This is a genomic window from Streptomyces sp. R44, from assembly GCF_041053105.1.
Taxonomy (GTDB): Bacteria; Actinomycetota; Actinomycetes; order Streptomycetales; family Streptomycetaceae; genus Streptomyces.
In genome coordinates, this window is the sequence record NZ_CP163444.1 from 461,214 (window position 1) to 477,164 (window position 15,951).

At 73.7% G+C, this 15,951-nt stretch carries 14 protein-coding genes; 9 read left to right on the top strand and 5 right to left on the bottom strand.

All coding sequences use genetic code 11. The features are described 5' to 3' along the window. The first annotated feature begins 2 nt into the window (after positions 1-2). Together bla and AB5J54_RS02380 are read left to right on the top strand one after the other, a co-directional pair. Positions 3-947, top strand: coding sequence for a class A beta-lactamase (gene bla, locus AB5J54_RS02375; RefSeq protein ID WP_369142171.1), 945 nt, complete (start codon positions 3-5; stop codon positions 945-947). 44 nt (positions 948-991) lie between these two features. Further along, positions 992-1,402 carry an SRPBCC family protein gene (locus tag AB5J54_RS02380; RefSeq protein WP_369142172.1) on the top strand — a complete coding sequence of 137 codons (411 nt, stop codon included), beginning with the start codon at positions 992-994 and terminating at the stop codon, positions 1,400-1,402. Between the two features lie 40 nt (positions 1,403-1,442). Here the strand turns inward: AB5J54_RS02380 and AB5J54_RS02385 are convergent, their stop codons facing one another. Then, complete coding sequence (locus AB5J54_RS02385; protein ID WP_369142173.1) at positions 1,443-1,952, bottom strand: hypothetical protein; 510 nt, start codon at positions 1,950-1,952, stop codon at positions 1,443-1,445. After that, positions 1,949-2,863, bottom strand: coding sequence for an arginase family protein (locus AB5J54_RS02390; RefSeq protein ID WP_369142174.1), 915 nt, complete (start codon positions 2,861-2,863; stop codon positions 1,949-1,951). Before AB5J54_RS02390 ends, AB5J54_RS02385 begins: the two co-directional genes overlap by 4 nt. Positions 2,864-2,969: 106 nt before the next feature. Here AB5J54_RS02390 and AB5J54_RS02395 point away from each other — a divergent pair, with 106 nt between their 5' ends. Further along, positions 2,970-3,611 (top strand): CGNR zinc finger domain-containing protein, encoded by a 642-nt coding sequence (locus AB5J54_RS02395; protein WP_369142175.1) that lies wholly within the window; start codon positions 2,970-2,972, stop codon positions 3,609-3,611. Positions 3,612-3,633: 22 nt separating this feature from the next. On the opposite strand, the gene AB5J54_RS02400 is transcribed toward AB5J54_RS02395, so the two are convergent. Both AB5J54_RS02400 and AB5J54_RS02405 read right to left on the bottom strand, forming a co-directional pair. Beyond that, a complete protein-coding gene (locus AB5J54_RS02400; RefSeq protein ID WP_369142176.1) occupies positions 3,634-4,239 on the bottom strand; it encodes a TetR/AcrR family transcriptional regulator in 606 nt (201 codons plus the stop codon). A 94-nt stretch (positions 4,240-4,333) separates the two neighbouring features. Beyond that, on the bottom strand, positions 4,334-5,656 hold the full coding sequence (locus AB5J54_RS02405) for an amino acid deaminase/aldolase (RefSeq protein ID WP_369142177.1): 1,323 nt from the start codon (positions 5,654-5,656) through the stop codon (positions 4,334-4,336). Positions 5,657-5,829: 173 nt separating this feature from the next. Here AB5J54_RS02405 and AB5J54_RS02410 point away from each other — a divergent pair, with 173 nt between their 5' ends. Further along, a complete protein-coding gene (locus AB5J54_RS02410) occupies positions 5,830-7,191 on the top strand; it encodes a D-arabinono-1,4-lactone oxidase (protein ID WP_369142178.1) in 1,362 nt (453 codons plus the stop codon). Between the two features lie 172 nt (positions 7,192-7,363). On the opposite strand, the gene AB5J54_RS02415 is transcribed toward AB5J54_RS02410, so the two are convergent. Further along, positions 7,364-8,311: a LysR family transcriptional regulator gene (locus AB5J54_RS02415; protein WP_369142179.1), complete on the bottom strand. Its 948-nt coding sequence runs from the start codon at positions 8,309-8,311 to the stop codon at positions 7,364-7,366. Positions 8,312-8,382: 71 nt separating this feature from the next. On the opposite strand from AB5J54_RS02415, the gene AB5J54_RS02420 reads away from it, so the two are divergent. From AB5J54_RS02420 to AB5J54_RS02440, 5 genes are all read left to right on the top strand, one after another. Beyond that, the gene (locus tag AB5J54_RS02420; protein WP_369142180.1) at positions 8,383-9,117 is read left to right on the top strand and encodes an SDR family oxidoreductase; all 735 of its coding nucleotides are present in this window, start codon (positions 8,383-8,385) and stop codon (positions 9,115-9,117) included. Between the two features lie 263 nt (positions 9,118-9,380). Next, positions 9,381-10,763, top strand: coding sequence for a rhodanese-like domain-containing protein (locus AB5J54_RS02425; RefSeq protein ID WP_369149192.1), 1,383 nt, complete (start codon positions 9,381-9,383; stop codon positions 10,761-10,763). A 110-nt stretch (positions 10,764-10,873) separates the two neighbouring features. Next, a complete protein-coding gene (locus AB5J54_RS02430) occupies positions 10,874-11,458 on the top strand; it encodes a rhodanese-like domain-containing protein (RefSeq protein ID WP_369142181.1) in 585 nt (194 codons plus the stop codon). Continuing rightward, positions 11,455-12,303, top strand: a complete 849-nt coding sequence (locus tag AB5J54_RS02435) for a sulfite exporter TauE/SafE family protein (RefSeq protein ID WP_369142182.1) — start codon at positions 11,455-11,457, stop codon at positions 12,301-12,303. Before AB5J54_RS02430 ends, AB5J54_RS02435 begins: the two co-directional genes overlap by 4 nt. A gap of 82 nt (positions 12,304-12,385) precedes the next feature. Next, positions 12,386-15,937 (top strand): hypothetical protein, encoded by a 3,552-nt coding sequence (locus AB5J54_RS02440; protein WP_369142183.1) that lies wholly within the window; start codon positions 12,386-12,388, stop codon positions 15,935-15,937. Positions 15,938-15,951 lie beyond the last annotated feature (14 nt).

The following is a 15,951-nucleotide window of genomic DNA, read 5'->3' on the forward strand; positions in this document are numbered from 1 at the left end:
CCTTGCACACCCACGGACCCGGCCCGTCCCGCCGTACCGCGCTCACCCTGGGCGTCGGAGCGGCGCTCACGGCCGCTCTCGCCCTGAACGGCGGAGCGGCGCAGGCCTTACCGGAACCGGGCGGCATCGTCGCGCGGCTGAGGCGCCTGGAGCAGGAGCACACCGCACGGCTCGGCGTGTTCGCCCGTGACATGCGCACGGGCAGGACGGTGACCTACCGGGGGCACGAGCGCTTCCCGATGGCCTCCGTGTTCAAGACCCTCGCCGCCGCGGCCGTCCTGCGCGACCTCGACCACGACGGCGAGTTCCTCGCCCGCCGCGTCCACTACACGCAGGCGTACGTCGCGAGGTCCGGCATCTCGCCGGTCGCGGGGCTCGCCGAGAACATCAAGGGCGGCATGACGATCGCCGAACTCTGCGACGCCACCATCCGCTTCAGCGACAACACCGCCGGCAACCTGCTCCTCCAGGAGCTGGGCGGTCCCACCGCCGTCACCCGCTTCTGCCGCTCGATCGGCGACCGGGTCACGCGGCTCGACCGCTGGGAGCCCGAGCTCAACTCGGCGGAGCCCTGGCGGGTCACCGACACCACCACCCCGCACGCCATCGGCCTCTCGTACGCCCGTCTCGTACTCGGCGACGTGCTGGAACCCCGGGACCGCGAGCGGCTCACCGACTGGCTGCTCCGCAACACCACCAGTACCGAGAAGTTCGGCCGCGGCCTGCCCCCCGAGTGGCGCCTCGGGGACAAGACGGGTTCCCCGCGCTACGGCGGGGCCAACGACGTGGGCATCGCCTGGCGGCCGGACGGCACGCCGATCGTCCTCGCCGTCCTCAGCACCCAGCCGGAGGAGGACGCCCCGACCGACAACCCGCTCGTGGCATCGACCGCCGCGCTGCTGGCCGAGGAGTTCGGCGCGGGGGCGGATGCGGACCACCGTGTCTGATTCGTTCAAGAGGAAGACGACCCCGGCCCGCTAACGTCGGTGCCATGACCATCACGGGCAAGGAATCGCGCCACCTCGGCGTCTGGATCGACCGCACCGCCGCCGATGTCTACGCCTACGCGTCGGACCCGGCCAACCTGCCCGCGTGGGCGCACGGCCTGGGGAAGTCCATCGAGAGGGTCGGGGACCAGTGGGTGGCGGACTCCTCTCCCCTGGGCCGCGTCGTGGTCGCCGTCGTTCCGCGCAACGAGCTGGGCGTGCTCGACCACGACGTCACCCTCCCCTCGGGGGAGACCGTCCACAACCCGGTCCGTGTGCTCGCCGACGGCGCCGCGAGCGAGGTGGTGTTCACTCTCCGCCGTCAGCCGGGGACGAGCGACGCCGACTTCGAGCGCGACGCCGCCACGGTCACGGCCGACCTGGCCCGGCTGAAGGAGCTGTTGGAGTCCGCTTGAGCCCTCCTCGGCGGAGGCCAACGCCTTGGTACCGGACGCGTCAGCGCAGGCGGCGGGCGTCGACCTCCTGGTCGAGGCGCCAGGTGCGGCCGCCGTCGGTGGACCGTTCGTTGCGCCAGTGGAACGAGTCGGCGGTGATGTCGGCGAAGGTCCACCGGACGAGGTCGCCGCCGGCGGCGCGTTCCATGACGATCTCGTCGTCGATCCGGCGGGCGTACATGTGCACCTGGTCGCCGTGGGCGGTGCCGTGGAAGGTGAACCGCCAGAGCTGGAGGCGGGGATCCCAGATGCGTACGCACAGACCGCACTCCTGGTCCGGGTCTCGGCCTTCGGCGGTGAGTTCCTCGCGTCCGGGCCGACGCCAGACGTCCAGGACCGCCCGGCCCTCCAGGGCGTAGCCGAACTCCCAGTCGCCGCTGACGCCGTGGGCCGGGGAGCCGTCGGCCGGGTGGTACGTGATCCTGGTGGCCCAGTGTCCGGTCAGGCGTCCGAACTGCTCCATCTCGGTCGGGTACAGCGGGCTGGGGCCGTCGGCGAGCAGCGTCTTCATGCGGGTGTCTCCGCGGACGTGAGCGGGGTCAGGGCGTGGGCGAGGCAGTCGACGATGGGGGCGGCGTACGCACCGTCCGGGTCGAGTTCGGGGTCGTAGACGGCCATGTCGAGCCCCACCACGCGACCGGTGCCGGCCAGGGTCGAGACGAGCTCGGCCAGCTGGGGGAAGTCCAGGCCCGGGCGGCCCGGGGTGTCCACGGCGGGCAGGACGCGTTCGTCGAGCACGTCGAGGTCGATGTGGAGCCAGACGCGGTCGAGCGCGCGCCGCTCCAGGTGGCGGACGACCCGATGCCCCAGTGCGGTGACGCCGATCCGATGGATCTCCTGTGCGGTGATCCGGGTGACCGGGGGCCCCTCCTCGTCCTCCTCGCGGTCGCCGATCTGGACCACGTCCTCGTCGGCGACGAGAGGTCGGCCCACCGCCGGCCAGTGGGTGAGCAGCAGTTCGCCGCGGCCGGTGGCCAGGGCCAGGTCCATCCCGGCCGCCGAACCGAGGGCCGTACCGGCGTCGTGGTTTCCGGGGTGCCGGAAGTCGCTGTGCCCGTCGAGGTGGACCAGGCCGCAGCGACCGTGGCGCCGGGCCCCGAGCAGGCACCCGAGGAGGATGCTGCAGTCGCCGCCGAGGACGACCGGGAACCGGGAGGCGGCGAGCGCGCTGTGGACCGCTTCTCCGAGGCGGAGTGTGTGCTCGCGGAGGGTCACGCCGTTGCGGACGCGGGTCGCGGGCTGCGGGTCGGCCGCGTAGGGCGGGCGGTCGAGCTCCACCAGCCTGTCCGGTTTCAGGCGTGCTTCGAGGCCTGCCGACAGCAGGGCCCGCGGGGCGCGCCAGGTTCCTGGCTCGCGCCCCGGCGCGGGCGGTCGCAGGCCGAGGTTCCAGGGGGCCGCGATGAGCTCGACGGCTGCGGTCACGGGCGTCTCCTCACATCCGAGCATCCGAACATCCACGAGGGATCCAACCGGATAACATCAGTACACTGGTTGGAACGACGGAGGCAAGCACAGGAAAGGCGGTCGCGTGGCGGGCAGCATCCGGCCTCACACCTTCACGGCCCGGGATCTGGTCGGCGGGCATCTCGTCATCGACCTGGTGAACACGGTCACGGCGCGCGACGCCGAGCCCGTCGACTGGCTCGACGGGTACCCGCGCCTCCTTGAGTGGGCCGCACTCACCGGGCACTTCTCCCCCGCCGACCTCACCGCCCTGCGGCAGCTCGCCGACGCCGACCCGGGCGCGGCCGGTTCGGCCCTGGACCGGATCCGCGAGCTGCGCGAGGCCCTGCACGAGCTGCTCACGGCGCTGATCCACCAGGACGCTCCGGCTCCGGCGGAAGCGCTCGCCCAGGTGGAGAAGGACTGGAAGAGCGCGGTCGCCCGGGCGCGTCTCACGCTGCACGGAACCTCGCCGCAGCCCCGGGTCGACGTCGGGACGTCGGGGCTCGACCACCTCCGCCACGAGCTCGCCCTGCGGGCCTTCGACCTGCTGCGGGCACTGCCGCCGGAACGCGCCCGCGTCTGCCCCGGCGGGCGCTGCGGCTGGCTCTTCCTGGACAGCTCCCGTGGCGGCCGGCGCCGCTGGTGCTCCATGGCCACCTGCGGCAACGCCGCCAAGGGCCGCACCCACTACCAGCGGAACCGGGCCGCCGCGCCCCAGGAGTGACCGGGGTACGCGGTCGGCTCGCCTACCGGGCGGGGGTCCGGGGCGCGGCCACGGTGCTGAGGTGTTCGGCGTACTCGTCCAGGGCCGCCTGGGCCTGGACGTCGTCGCGGTCGATCAGCCAGTTCAGGGTCAGCCCGTCCATGACGCTCAGGCCGTAGCGCGCCAGGGCCGGGAGCGGCACGGTCCAGCCGAAGCCCGCGAGGTCGGCGATGGCTTCGAGGTGGTCGCTGTAGACCTTGAGGTAGTGCTGGTACTGGCGGCGGGCGACGTCGGCCAGGCCGGGCTGGCGCAGGGCGTACTGGGTGAGCTCGTAGGTGACCATGTGCTCGGCGGGCCGCTCGCGGACCTGGTCCCAGTAGGTGTGCAGGGTGTGGAAGATGATGTCGCGCGTCGAGCCTTCCGCCGGCGACGCGGTGGCGGGGGCGACGCTCCTCAGGGTGATGCGTTCGATCACGCTGTGGAGGAGCTCCTCCTTGGAGCGGAAGCAGTAGTGGAAGGCTCCGAGGGGAAGTCCCGCCTCGCTGACGACGGCGCGGGTCGTGGTCTTGGCGACCCCGTCGCGGATCATCACGCGGATGGCCGCCTCGACCAGCTGCTCACGGCGCTCGTCGGCTGAGCGGCGGGTCATGGCGTCTCCATCGACGGGGTGGGGCGGTGAACCGGATCAACGTATCCCAGCGGCTCCGCCGGGCCGCGATCAGGGCGGCCCCGCGAGCGGCCGGTCACAGGAAGGCCCGGCCCTCGCCCCGGTAGGTCGGTACGACGTCGACGATCCGGTCGCCGTCGACGAGATGGAGCTCGTTGACGCGTTCGCACAGTTCGCCCGCTTTGGCGTGCCGGAACCAGACGCGGTCGCCCGTCCGCAGGCCCGCCACTCCGTCGCCGGTGAGGGGCGTCTGGACTTCGCCCGCGCCCTCCTGGGAGAGGAGTCGCAGGCCGGTCGGCCACACGGGCACGGGCAGTCGGTCGGCGCCGGGGGCGCCGGAGGCGATCCACCCGCCGCCGAGGACGGTGACGTGGCGCGGGCCGGGACGGCGTACGACGGACAGGACGAAGTGGGCGGCGGGGTGCGGGCGGAAGCCGCGGTAGTGGTCGAAGAGGGTCGGGGCGTAGAGGCCGGACCCGGCGCCGAGTTCGGTGACGGCCGGTTCGGCGGAGGTGTTCTCCAGGCTGCCGGTGCCTCCGCCGTTGACGAACTCCAGAGGGGTCACGGACTGGACGGCGCGGATGGCGGCGGCGCGTCGTTCGCGCAGTTCGCGGGTGGAGAGCTTCTGCATGAACCGGATGGCGGTGCGGCCGGCCCGCGAGCCGGGCTGGTTGTCGCCGATACCGGCGATCTGCCCTTCGTACGACATGAGGCCGACGAGCCGGAGACGCGGTCGGGCGGCGACGGCCAGGGCCAGCTCCCGGGCCTGGCGCGGTGTGTGCAGGGGCGAGCGGCGCATACCGAGGTGGAGGCGTCCGCCGGCCAGGCGCAGCGAGGCGTCGAGGTCGAGGCAGACGCGGACCGGGGGGCCGGTCGGGCCGATGGCGTCGGCCACGAGGTCGAGGTGCTCGACGGAGTCGATCATGACGGTGACGCGGGCGGCGAGCTGCTCGTCGCCTCCCAGGCGGCCGAGCGCGTCCGTGTCGGCGGAGGGGTAGCCGACGAGGACGTCGTGGTGGTCCTCGGCGAGCCAGAGCGCCTCGGGGAGCGTGAAGGCGAGGATGCCGGAGAAACCGGGGAGGCGGAGGGTGTCGCCGATGAGGGCGCGGCAGCGGAGGGACTTGCTGGCGAGCCGGATCGGCTTGCCGCCGGCGCGCCGGGTCATCTGCGTGGCGTTGGCCCGCAGGGCACCGAGGTCGACGACGGCGAACGGCGGCTGGAGGGCAGCGGTCGCTTCCTGGAGGCTCGGGAGCCCGGCGAGGCCCGAGAGCCCGGCCGAGCCCGGGGAACCGGAGGGACTCAGGGAGCCGGAAGGGCTCGGGGAGCCGGCTGGTGGCGGCGGACTCCCGAGGCGGTGCGGAGCGGGCGTCGTTCCGGTGACGTACGGCTGCTGTGCCATGACCCTGTGGCCTTTCTCCAGACCTGCTCGGCCCCGCAACCGTCCCTTGGTCAACCGTCCAAGTCAAGCGTCCCCGACTCTTGACTTGGACGGTTGACCAAGTCCACTCTTCCGGGAACCGCCGCCCGGACCGGGCGCGGCCGCTGTCGATCCACCCCGAGAGGACTCCGGTCATGACCAGCGTGTGGCGCAACTGGGCGGGCAACGAGCAGGCGCGTCCCGTGCGCGTCCTGCATCCGGCGGACGCCACCGAGGTGGCCGACGCCGTCCGGCGCGCGGCCGCGGACGGCCATCGGGTGAAGGCGATCGGCGCGGGTCACTCCTTCAGCCCGGTCGCCGTCGCCCCGGGCGTCCAGCTGCGCCTGGACCGTATGGCGGGGCTCCGGTCGGTGGACCGGGACACCGGCCTCGTCACGGTCGACGCCGGGATGCCGCTGTGGCGGCTGAATCCGCTGCTCGCCGAGCACGGCCTGGCCATGGAGATCCTCGGCGACATCGACCGCCAGACGGTGTCCGGGGCCATCTCGACCGGCACGCACGGCTCCGGAACCCGCTTCGGAGGCATCGCCACCCAGGTGCGCGCGCTCGAACTCGTCCTCGCCGACGGGTCCTTGGTCACCTGTTCGCCCGACGAGCGGCCGGAGCTCTTCGCCGCCGCCCGGGTCGGTCTCGGCGCGCTCGGTGTCATCACCGCGGTGACCTTGCGCTGCGTGCCGCTGTTCGCCCTGCACGCCCACGACGCCGCCCTGCCCGTCGCGGAGACCCTCGACCGGATCCACGAACTCGCCGACACCAACGACCACTTCGAGTTCTTCTGGTTCCCGCACAGCACGACGACCCTCACCCGCCGCTTCCGGCGGCAGCCGGCCGACGTCCCGCTCAAGCCCATCGGCGCCGTCGCGCGCCGACTGGACGAGACCGTCAGCGGTCTCGGCTTCGAGGGACTCAACCGGCTCGGCACCCGCTACCCCGGGCTCATCCCCCCGATCACCCGGTTCGCGGCGCGCGCGATGTCCACCCGCGAGTGGTCGGACCTCTCGTACCGGATCTTCGCCTCACCGCGGGACGTGCGCTTTCATGAGGGAGAGTTCGCCATCCCCCGGGAGCACGCCGTCGACGCGCTGCGGGAGATCAAGCGGTGGATCGACACGCACGACGCGAAGGTGTCGTTCCCGCTGGAGGTCCGCTTCGCCGCCCGCGACGACATCTGGCTCTCCACGGCGAACGGCCGCGACACCTGCTACATCGCCTTCCACCAGTACCACCGCATGCCCTACGCCCCGTACTTCGAGGCGTGCGAGTCGATCCTCGGCGCGTACGGGGGACGCCCGCACTGGGGCAAGATGCACGGCCTCGACGCGGAGCGCCTGCGCCCGCGGTACCCGCACTTCGACGACTTCACCGCCCTGCGCGACACCCTCGACCCCACCGGCGTCTTCGCCAATCCCTACCTCGACCGCGTCCTGGGCGTGGGCCCCGGGGCGAAGCCGGTCCAGTCGGCCTCCGGGGAGGATCCCTCCGGGTTCCGGCGGTAGCGGTCGGTCTGCGCCGCGCCGGTCGGGACCGCGGTCGGTGGGCCAGTGCGGTCGTGTGGTCGGGGTGGCCCGGACCCCGGTCAGCGGGCCAGTGCGGTCCTGTGGTCGGGGTGGCCCGGACCCCGGTCAGCGGGCCAGTGCGGTCCTGTGGTCGGGGTGGCCCGGACCCCGGTCAGTGGGCCAGTGCTGTCATGTGGTCGGGGTGGTGGGCGGCGACGTCGTGGGCGGCTCGGACGAAGGCGGCGACGGCTGCGGATCGCGAGGTCTCCGGCCAGGCGACCACGACCTCGCTGGGGCTGAGTCCGGTGACCGGCCGGTAGGCGATGTCCGGACGCTGGTGCCGCTCGGTGGTGGAGAGTGCCAGGAACGCCACCGCCTGGCCCAGCGCGACCACCTCCAGGAGTTGCTCCACACTGGCCACGATCGGCCCCTCGGGAGCGTCGGCCGGCACCAAGTCCGTGTGGCCGTCGTCGGCTTCCGCTCCGTCGCATCCTGTGTAGTAGGCGGTGTGGGAGGGGGCCGCACCTTTCCAGCGTGGGATCGGCTCGCCCTTGAGGTCGGCCGGCCGCAGGCGCCGACGACCGGCCAGGGGGTGCGACGCGGGGAGAACGGCCAGGCGCGGCTCGACCACGAGCGTCTGGGAATCCAGCCCCTGACCGTCGAACGGGCTGCGCAGCAGCGCCACATCGGCACGGCCGTCCCGCAGCATGGCGATCGGCTCTCCGCTGCCGCCGACGACGACTTCGGGCGGCGGCAGATGCGGCCCCGTTCCCCGGTAGGCGGCGAGGATCTCCCGCAGCAGCCCGGCATCGCCTCCCGGCTTCACCGCCACGACGAGCTGGGGTGTCGGCTGCCCGGCCCGGCGTGCGCGCCGGGCCGCCGCGTGCACCGCGTCGACCGCGATCCGGGCCTGGTCGAGCAGCACCTGACCGGAGTCGGTCAGCCTCACCTGCCGGGTGGTGCGCTCAAGGAGGCGCACCCCGAGCCGGGACTCCATCTGAGCGATCGCCTTCGACAGCGGGGGCTGCGCCATCCCCAGGCGTAGCGCGGCCCGGCTGAAGTTCAGTTCCTCGGCGACCGCGATGAAGTACCGCAGCTCCCGCACCTCTAGCTCACTCATACCCGTGGACTATAGATCCAGAGTCATCCGGTCTTTCCCTGCCACCCGCGGGTGAGGGGAGGCTGAACGCCATGACCACTTCACAGAAGACCGCTCTGATCACCGGCGCGAACAAGGGCATCGGCAAGGAAACGGCGCGCAGGCTCGCGGCCCTCGGCATCACCGTGCTGATCGGCGCACGCGACGCCGAGCGCGGCGAGGCCGCGGCTGAGGAGCTTCGCGCCGACGGCGCCGACGTACGGTTCCTCCCGCTGGACGTCACGGACGAGATGTCGGTCCAGGCCGCCGCCAAGCACATCGACGCCACGTTCGGCCGCCTCGACATCCTCGTCAACAACGCCGCGATCGCCGCCGCACCGCAGAAGCCGAGTGAGACCCCCGCCGCCACCGTCCGGCAGGTCTACGAGACCAACGTGTTCGGCGTCGTCGCGGTGACCCACGCCATGCTCCCCCTGCTGCGCCGCTCCGCCGCCGCGCGCATCGTCAACATGTCCAGCGAACTCGGCTCCGTCACCCACCAGGCCGACCCGGCCAGCCCCTGGTCCGCCTACACCTCGATACTCCTCCCCTACTGCACCTCGAAGAGCGCGCTGAACGCGATCACCGTGCTCTACGCCAATGAACTGCGCGCCGAAGGGATCCTGGTCAACGCGGTGAGTCCCGGCTACTGCGCGACCGACCTCAACCGCCACAGCGGGGTACGCACGCCGGAGGAGGGCGCGGCCGTCGCGGTCGACCTGGCGACCGTGGGCGAGGACGGCCCGACGGGCGCCCTTCTGGCCGAGGACGGGCCGATTCCCTGGTGAGACGACGGCCCGCCGTCTCCGCCCGAAGCCCGACGGGGGTGTTTTCCACCGGTGCGCGGCCGGCTCCGCCTCCCCGCCGGCCGGCCGCCTCGCGCGCGGGTCGCCCCACCAGGACATACACCCCCCTGGGTATCCATGGACATCGCCATGAATACCCAGGGGGGTATTTGACTTCGCTGCGGCACCTTGTTTACGGTCGAGTACGAAAATACCCATGGGGGTATCGCCCAGCGCGGGATCCCCCGATGCGTGAAGGGGCTGCCGTGTTCTTCGCCCAGTACTACCTCGACTGTCTCTCCCAGGCGTCGTACATGATCGCCGACGAGCGCTCCGGGCAGGCGGTGGTCGTCGACCCCCGCCGGGACGTCTCGGAATACCTCGCCGACGCCGCCGCCCACGGATTCACGGTCGTCGGCGTGATCAACACCCACTTCCACGCGGACTTCGTCGCCGGCCATCTGGAGATGGCCGACGAGACGGGCGCCTGGATCGGTTACGGCCGGCGCGCCGAGACCGAGTACCCGATCCGCACCCTCGCCGAGGGCGAGCGGATCTCCCTCGGCGACGTGGCACTGGAGATCCTGGAGACCCCCGGCCACACACCGGAGTCGATCAGCGTCCTCGTGTACGAGCGGGCCGAGGACGAGGTGCCGTACGGCGTCCTGACCGGCGACGCGCTGTTCATCGGCGACGTCGGCCGACCCGATCTGCTCGCCTCGGTGGGCGTGACCGCCGAGGAACTCGGGGCGATGCTCCACGACAGCGTGCAGAACAAGCTCATGGGGCTGCCGGACGAGGTGCGGGTCTTCCCCGCGCACGGTGCCGGATCGGCCTGTGGCAAGAACCTGTCGACGGAGAAGCAGTCGACGATCGGCGAGCAGCGGGCCACCAACTACGCCTGCGCCCCGATGGGCCGCGACGAGTTCGTCGCACTCGTCACCGCGGGCCAGCCGGCCGCGCCCGGCTACTTCGCGTACGACGCCGAACTCAACCGCAAGGACCGGGCCCGCTACGACGCCTCCGCCCCGCGTCCGCTGACGCTCGCCGAGTTCACCGAGCTGCGGGCCGGTGACGCGATCGTGGTGGACGCCCGCGACCCGCAGGAGTTCGCGGCGGGGCATCTGCGCGGCGCGGTGAACGTGCCCGCCGACGGCCGCTTCGCCGAGCAGGCCGGCACGGTCCTCCACCCGGCCGCCGAACTGGTCGTCATGGCACCGCAGAACCGGGAGGAGGAGGTCGTCACCCGCCTCGCCCGGATCGGCTTCGACCGGGTCGCCGGCTACCTGCGCAACCCCGAGGACGCCCTGGAGGAGCTGGCCGGCGAGGTCTCCCCCGCGAGCCGGGTCACCGCCGCCCACCTGCGCACCGCCCTCGCGGCCGAGCGGCCGCCGGTCGTCGTGGACGTGCGCACCTGCGGCGAGCGCCGCGCGAACGGCTTCATCGAGTCCGCCCTGCACATACCGCTCAGCGAACTCCCCGACCGAGCCCACGAGTTGCCCGCCGACCGGCCCCTGGTCGTGCACTGCGCCGGCGGCCACCGTTCGTCCATCGCCGCGAGCCTGCTGCGACAGCGCGGCTTCGAGGACGTCTCCGACATCCTCGGCGGATACGCCGCCTGGGCGCTGACGGAATCGGCCACGGCCTAGCCGAGAGCCCCTCTCCCCCAGAAAAGAAATCCGGACCTGGGTCCCTGACACCCCTTTTCATACCCCCCTGGGTATATCCGGCACGCCCGACCGACTCGAAGTGGAATCCCATGAGCACCACCCCCGCCCCCGCCCCCTCCCTCACTCCCGCCGTGCTGCACCGGCTCGTCCAGGAAGGGCAAGCCCCGCGTCTCCTCGACGTGCGCACGCCGGGTGAGTTCCGTACGGCGCACATCCCCGGCTCGTACAACGTGCCGCTCGACACCCTCCGCGAGCACCGCGCCGAGCTCCTGAGCCACCTCGACGAGGACGTCGTCCTCGTCTGCCGCTCCGGGCAGCGCGCCACGCAGGCCGAGAAGGCCCTCGCCGAGGCCGGCCTGCCGAACCTCCGCGTCCTGGAGGGCGGCATCGTCGCCTGGGAGACCGCCGGCGCGCCCGTCGAACGCGGTCCCGAGCGGTGGGACATGGAGCGCCAGGTCCGGCTGGTGGCCGGCTCGATCGTCCTGACCACCGGACTCCTCGGGGTGTTCGTTCCGGGCGCCCACCTGATCGGCACCGCCGTCGGGGCCGGCCTGACGTACGCGGCTCTCAGCAACTCCTGCGCGATGGGCGTGCTGCTGTCCAAGCTGCCGTACAACCGGGGGCCGCGCCCCGACATCCGCACGGTGATCGCGGAGCTGCGGAGCACGTCGTGACCGCCCTGGTCGTCGCCGCCTCCCTGCTCGTGGGCGTCAGCCTCGGCGCCCTCGGGGGCGGCGGCTCGATCCTGACGGTGCCGATCCTGGTCTACCTGGCCGGCCTCGACGCCAAGGAGGCGATCGCGACCTCGTTGTTCGTGGTCGGCGTCACCAGCCTCGCCGCGCTGGTCCCCCACGCGCGCGCCGGTCGGGTCCGATGGCGGACCGGGCTGCTCTTCGGCGGGTTCAGCATGGCCGGCGCGTACGGCGGCGGGCGGCTCGCCGAGCACCTCCCCAGCACGGCCCTGCTCGTCGCCTTCGCCCTGATGATGCTGGCCACGGCGGTCGCGATGCTCCGCAAGCCCCGGCGCGACCCGGAGAAGGCGCGCGGGCCGCTCCCCCTGAAGCGCATCGCGGTGGACGGTCTGGCCGTCGGCGCGGTGACGGGCCTGGTCGGCTCGGGCGGCGGTTTCCTCGTCGTCCCGGCGCTCGCTCTGCTCGCCGGGCTCCCGATGGGCGTCGCGGTCGGCACCTCGCTCCTCGTCATCGCGATGAACTCCTTCGCAGGGCTCGCGGGGCACCTCTCGGGCGTCGGGATCGAGTGGGGTCTGGCCCTCACCGTGACCGCGGCGGCCGTGGTCGGCAGTCTCGTGGGCGGACGGCTCGCGGGGCGCATCCCGCAGGACGCGCTGCGCACGGCGTTCGGCTGGTTGGTCATCGTCATGGGTGTCCTCGTCCTCGCGCGGCAACTGGACACCGCCGTGTGGGCCCACCCGGTCACGTGGGCGGTCCTCGGGACCTCGCTGGCCGTCGCGGTCGCCGTCCGGGTGCGACGGACATCGACGGCGAGGAGCACCCCCTGAGTTCCCGTACTCGGCCTTCCTCCGCGCGGTCGATCCGATAATCGGTGGAGGCGGGATCGCGCCCTCGCGCACAATGCCCGCGATGATCTCCACTGCCGACCAGCTGCTCGCCGCCCTCGAACCCCTGCCGCACGCCGCCCGGCTCCGGTTCACCGCCGTCACCGCACACCGGCTCGCCTCCCGGGGCGGCCTGCGTCCTCTGCTCACCGCCCTGGACGCCCGGGGCCCCTACGAGCGCCGCCTCGCCGCGCTCGCGGCCCTGGCCGCCGGGGACGCGGAGCACCTGATCGCCCGGCTCGGCGATCCCGACCCCGTGGTCCGTCGGTACGCGCTGCGCGGGGCGCGGCGGCTGCCCGTCGCGGACTCCGCCGTCAAAGCCGCGTACGACGACGCACCCGCCGTGGTCCGCGCCGACCTCGCGCGACTGCTGCGTGACGGGAGCCGGTCCGGCCTCGCCGAGCGGCTGGTGCTCCGGGTGCGCACCGAGTACGGCGACCGGGACGCGGCCCTTCTGCTGCCAGGGTGCTCGACGGAGTTCACCGCTCGGCTGCTGCCCGAAGTCGCCGGGGCCCTCGCGTTCGAGGACTGGAGCACGCTGGCCGTCCGGCATCCCGTCGCCGTCCTCGACCACGCCGAGCGTGAACTCGCCGGCATCCCTGAGCGGTTGCGCGGTCTCTGGTGGAAGCGGCACGCCGCCGGGATCGCCGCCGCCCTGCCGGCCGCGCCGGAGCGGGTGCTCGGCCTCCTTGAGCGGTACGGCCCCGACAACCTGCCCGGTCCGGTGTCCGACAGGCTCGGCGAGCTCGTCGCGGTCGACGCCGAGCGCGTCGCGCGCTGGTTCGCCGATCCCCGCCGGATGGCCGAGCGGTGGGAACGGACGCCCGGGCGTGCGGTCATGCGGCGCCTGGTGGCGGCAGATCCGCCGTCCCTGCCCAGGCTGGGGGCCCGGTGGTTCCACCGGGAAGCCTTCCGTGTCCTGCTGCGGTCGGTGCCACCGGCGCGCCGGGCCGGATTCGTGGACGCCGTCGTCGAGGCCGGGGATCCGCACAAGAACGTGCGCGCCCACCAAGGGGTGCTGGCCCTGCTGCCGACCACCGAGCGGCACGCCCGGGCCCGGGCCGCGATCGAGGAGATCCGCGGCGAACGCCATGCGTGCTGGGACGTCTGGGGTCTCCTGGCCCTGCTCCCGCCTTCCGAGGCCCGTCCCCGACTGCTGGCGGGCCTCCGTACCGATGACGCCGAGGAGCGCGGTGTCCTCTGGTACCAGCTCGTCGTCAACGCCGGCCACGCCGGTGATCCGGAGCAGGTCGCGGAGGTGCTCGCACTGGCCGCCGGGCGGCTCGCCCACGAGCGCGACCCCGTACGCGAGGAAGCCCTGTCCGCCTGCGCCGAACTGTCGGCACCCCTGCTCGCGGCAGCCCTCGGGGCCGGGACGCCCGCCGGCGGCACCGGGGCCGACGCCCTGGAGCGGCTGTGTCGGGACGCCCTGGGCGCCCGCGACTGCTCGTACGGGACCCGTGACACGATCCGGACGCTGGCGGTGAACCTGCTCGCCGCCGCCACGGAGGCGCCTGCCGACGACACCGGTACCGCCGCGGGGGAAGCGGCTGTCGGCGCCTCCGGTTCCGCCGCCACAGACGCGCCCGCAGACGCCCCCGGTACCGCCGCCACAGACGCGCCCGCCGACGCCCCCGCGACCGCCGCCGCGCGGACTGCCGTACGCCTCGTGGAAGCGCTCACCGCCCACACCGGAACGCTGGAACTCGGTCGCCTGGGTCCCCTCATGCGCGGCAGCGGGGCCGGGATCCTGCTCGGCGTACTCGGGCCATGGCTGGACCGCGCCGCCGCCCGTGGCGACGTCACGCCCCTGCTCACCCTGGTCGCATCCGCCGGACGCCGCGCGCACCGGATCCCGGAACTCCAGGACCGACTCGCACAGGCCCTGCGCATCTGCCCGGACGGGGTGTTCGGCGAGGTCGCGGCGGCCTGGCTGACCGATCGGGCGACCCGGGGGGACCGCGCGGCCGAGTTGCTGGCCCGGGAGCCGTCCGCCGCGTTCGTGCCCCAGGTGCTCGCCGTACTCGCCGCGGAACGCACCGACCTGCTGGATCGCGCCCTGCCCGAGACCCCGCTCCCGGACGGGCGGTTCCCCGCGGCCGGCGCTCCCCGGCCACTGCCGCCCTTCCGGTACGCCGACCGGTGGCTGCCCCGGCAGCAGGAGGCCGCGGTCCGGCTGGCGGCGGCCGTGGTCGCCGATGACGGCCGGGGTCTCGACGAACGGGCCGCGCTGCTCCGTACGGTGGCCCCGGTGCCGACCTACGGAAGGTCTCTGCTCCGGCAGTACACAGCCATGGAGCCGACCGCGGCCGCGCGTGTCGAGCCTCCTCTGCTGGCGGCGGCCCTGGACGCGGCCGCCCACACCGACGACCCGGCCGCGGCCCTCGGCGCCCTGCTCGACCACGCGGGCGACGAGCAGGCCGGGGCGGCCTGGTCCGCCGCCACGCGCGCCGCCGCCCATGCCCGGCCCAGCCGGGTCGCCGCCCTGCTCCGTGACGTCCTGACCCGCGAGACCGGGGTGAAGGTCACGGTGCGGAAGGCGGCCGCCCGGCTCGCCGCCCGCCATCTGCCCAGGGGCGCCGCCACCGCACTGCTGTCCACCGTGGCCCGTACCCCGGGCATCCACCCGGACGTGCAAGCCACCGTCGTCGGCCTGGCGCCGACGCTGCTGCCGGACCGGGAGATGTGGGCCCTGCTGGAGGCGACGGCCGCCGACGGGCCCGCGGACGCCCGGCGCGTACTCCTGGAGGTGAATCCGGCGGACCTGGCCCCGCCGCACCGGTCGCGGTACGGGGAACTCGTCGCCCGGATCGCCTCCGTACCCGAGGAACAGGCGGCGGAGGGTGCCCTGTTCGCCCTCCGTGACTGGGCGCGGTACACCCCGGCGGCCGGCGCGGCGCTCGCGGATGTCTGCACGGACCTCGCCTCGCCGTGGAACGCCGATCGGGCGGGCTACGGACTGACGGAACTCGCCCGGTCCGAACTGCCCCACCCGATCGGCGGCGCGGCGCCCGGCAGCCTTCTGCACGGGGTCGTGGACCGGCTTCTGGCGCTCGTCGCGGCCGGGGAGCCCGAGGGCGGCGGACGCGGCCGGGACCTGCCGGCCCGCCGTCGTCTGCACTCCCTGCTCGGCTCGTCGATCCACGACCACCGGATGTGCGCGGCCCTGGCCCGGCAGCTGGCGGCCGAGCCGGCCGTCGCCGCCACCCGCACCGCCCTCCTCGTACGGGCCATCGACCTGGAGGCGAGCGAGCGGGACCTGCTGCTCTCGCTGCGCGCGCTGGCCGCCGCGATCGAGGAACGCCCGGTCCTCGCGGCCCGGGTGGCCGAGGACGTGGAGGAGACGCACCGGTACGGCACGCCGCTTCCCGGCCCCGGCGCCGTACTGGCCGCGGTGCGTGTCCTGGGTGACGCCGGCGGTCTCGTGGAAGGCCTCCTCGCCGTCGCGCTCGCCTCGGTCCTCGGCACCCGCCTGGACTGGCCGGAGCCCTGCCGCGCCGCCGTCCTCGCGCTGCGGGGGCACCCGGACCGGGAGGTCAGGGAGACGGCGTACGCCACGGTCCTGGGCGGACGCTGAGCCGGCGGTTCCGC

Bases quoted from the DNA above. Each gene is read 5' to 3' on its own strand.
- AB5J54_RS02380 (WP_369142172.1), top strand. From the start codon at position 992: ATGACCATCACGGGCAAGGAATCGCGCCACCTCGGCGTCTGGATCGAC.
- AB5J54_RS02385 (WP_369142173.1), bottom strand. From the start codon at position 1,952: ATGAAGACGCTGCTCGCCGACGGCCCCAGCCCGCTGTACCCGACCGAG.
- AB5J54_RS02400 (WP_369142176.1), bottom strand. From the start codon at position 4,239: ATGACCCGCCGCTCAGCCGACGAGCGCCGTGAGCAGCTGGTCGAGGCG.
- AB5J54_RS02405 (WP_369142177.1), bottom strand. From the start codon at position 5,656: ATGGCACAGCAGCCGTACGTCACCGGAACGACGCCCGCTCCGCACCGC.
- AB5J54_RS02410 (WP_369142178.1), top strand. From the start codon at position 5,830: ATGACCAGCGTGTGGCGCAACTGGGCGGGCAACGAGCAGGCGCGTCCC.
- AB5J54_RS02415 (WP_369142179.1), bottom strand. From the start codon at position 8,311: ATGAGTGAGCTAGAGGTGCGGGAGCTGCGGTACTTCATCGCGGTCGCC.
- AB5J54_RS02420 (WP_369142180.1), top strand. From the start codon at position 8,383: ATGACCACTTCACAGAAGACCGCTCTGATCACCGGCGCGAACAAGGGC.
- AB5J54_RS02430 (WP_369142181.1), top strand. From the start codon at position 10,874: ATGAGCACCACCCCCGCCCCCGCCCCCTCCCTCACTCCCGCCGTGCTG.
- AB5J54_RS02440 (WP_369142183.1), top strand. From the start codon at position 12,386: ATGATCTCCACTGCCGACCAGCTGCTCGCCGCCCTCGAACCCCTGCCG.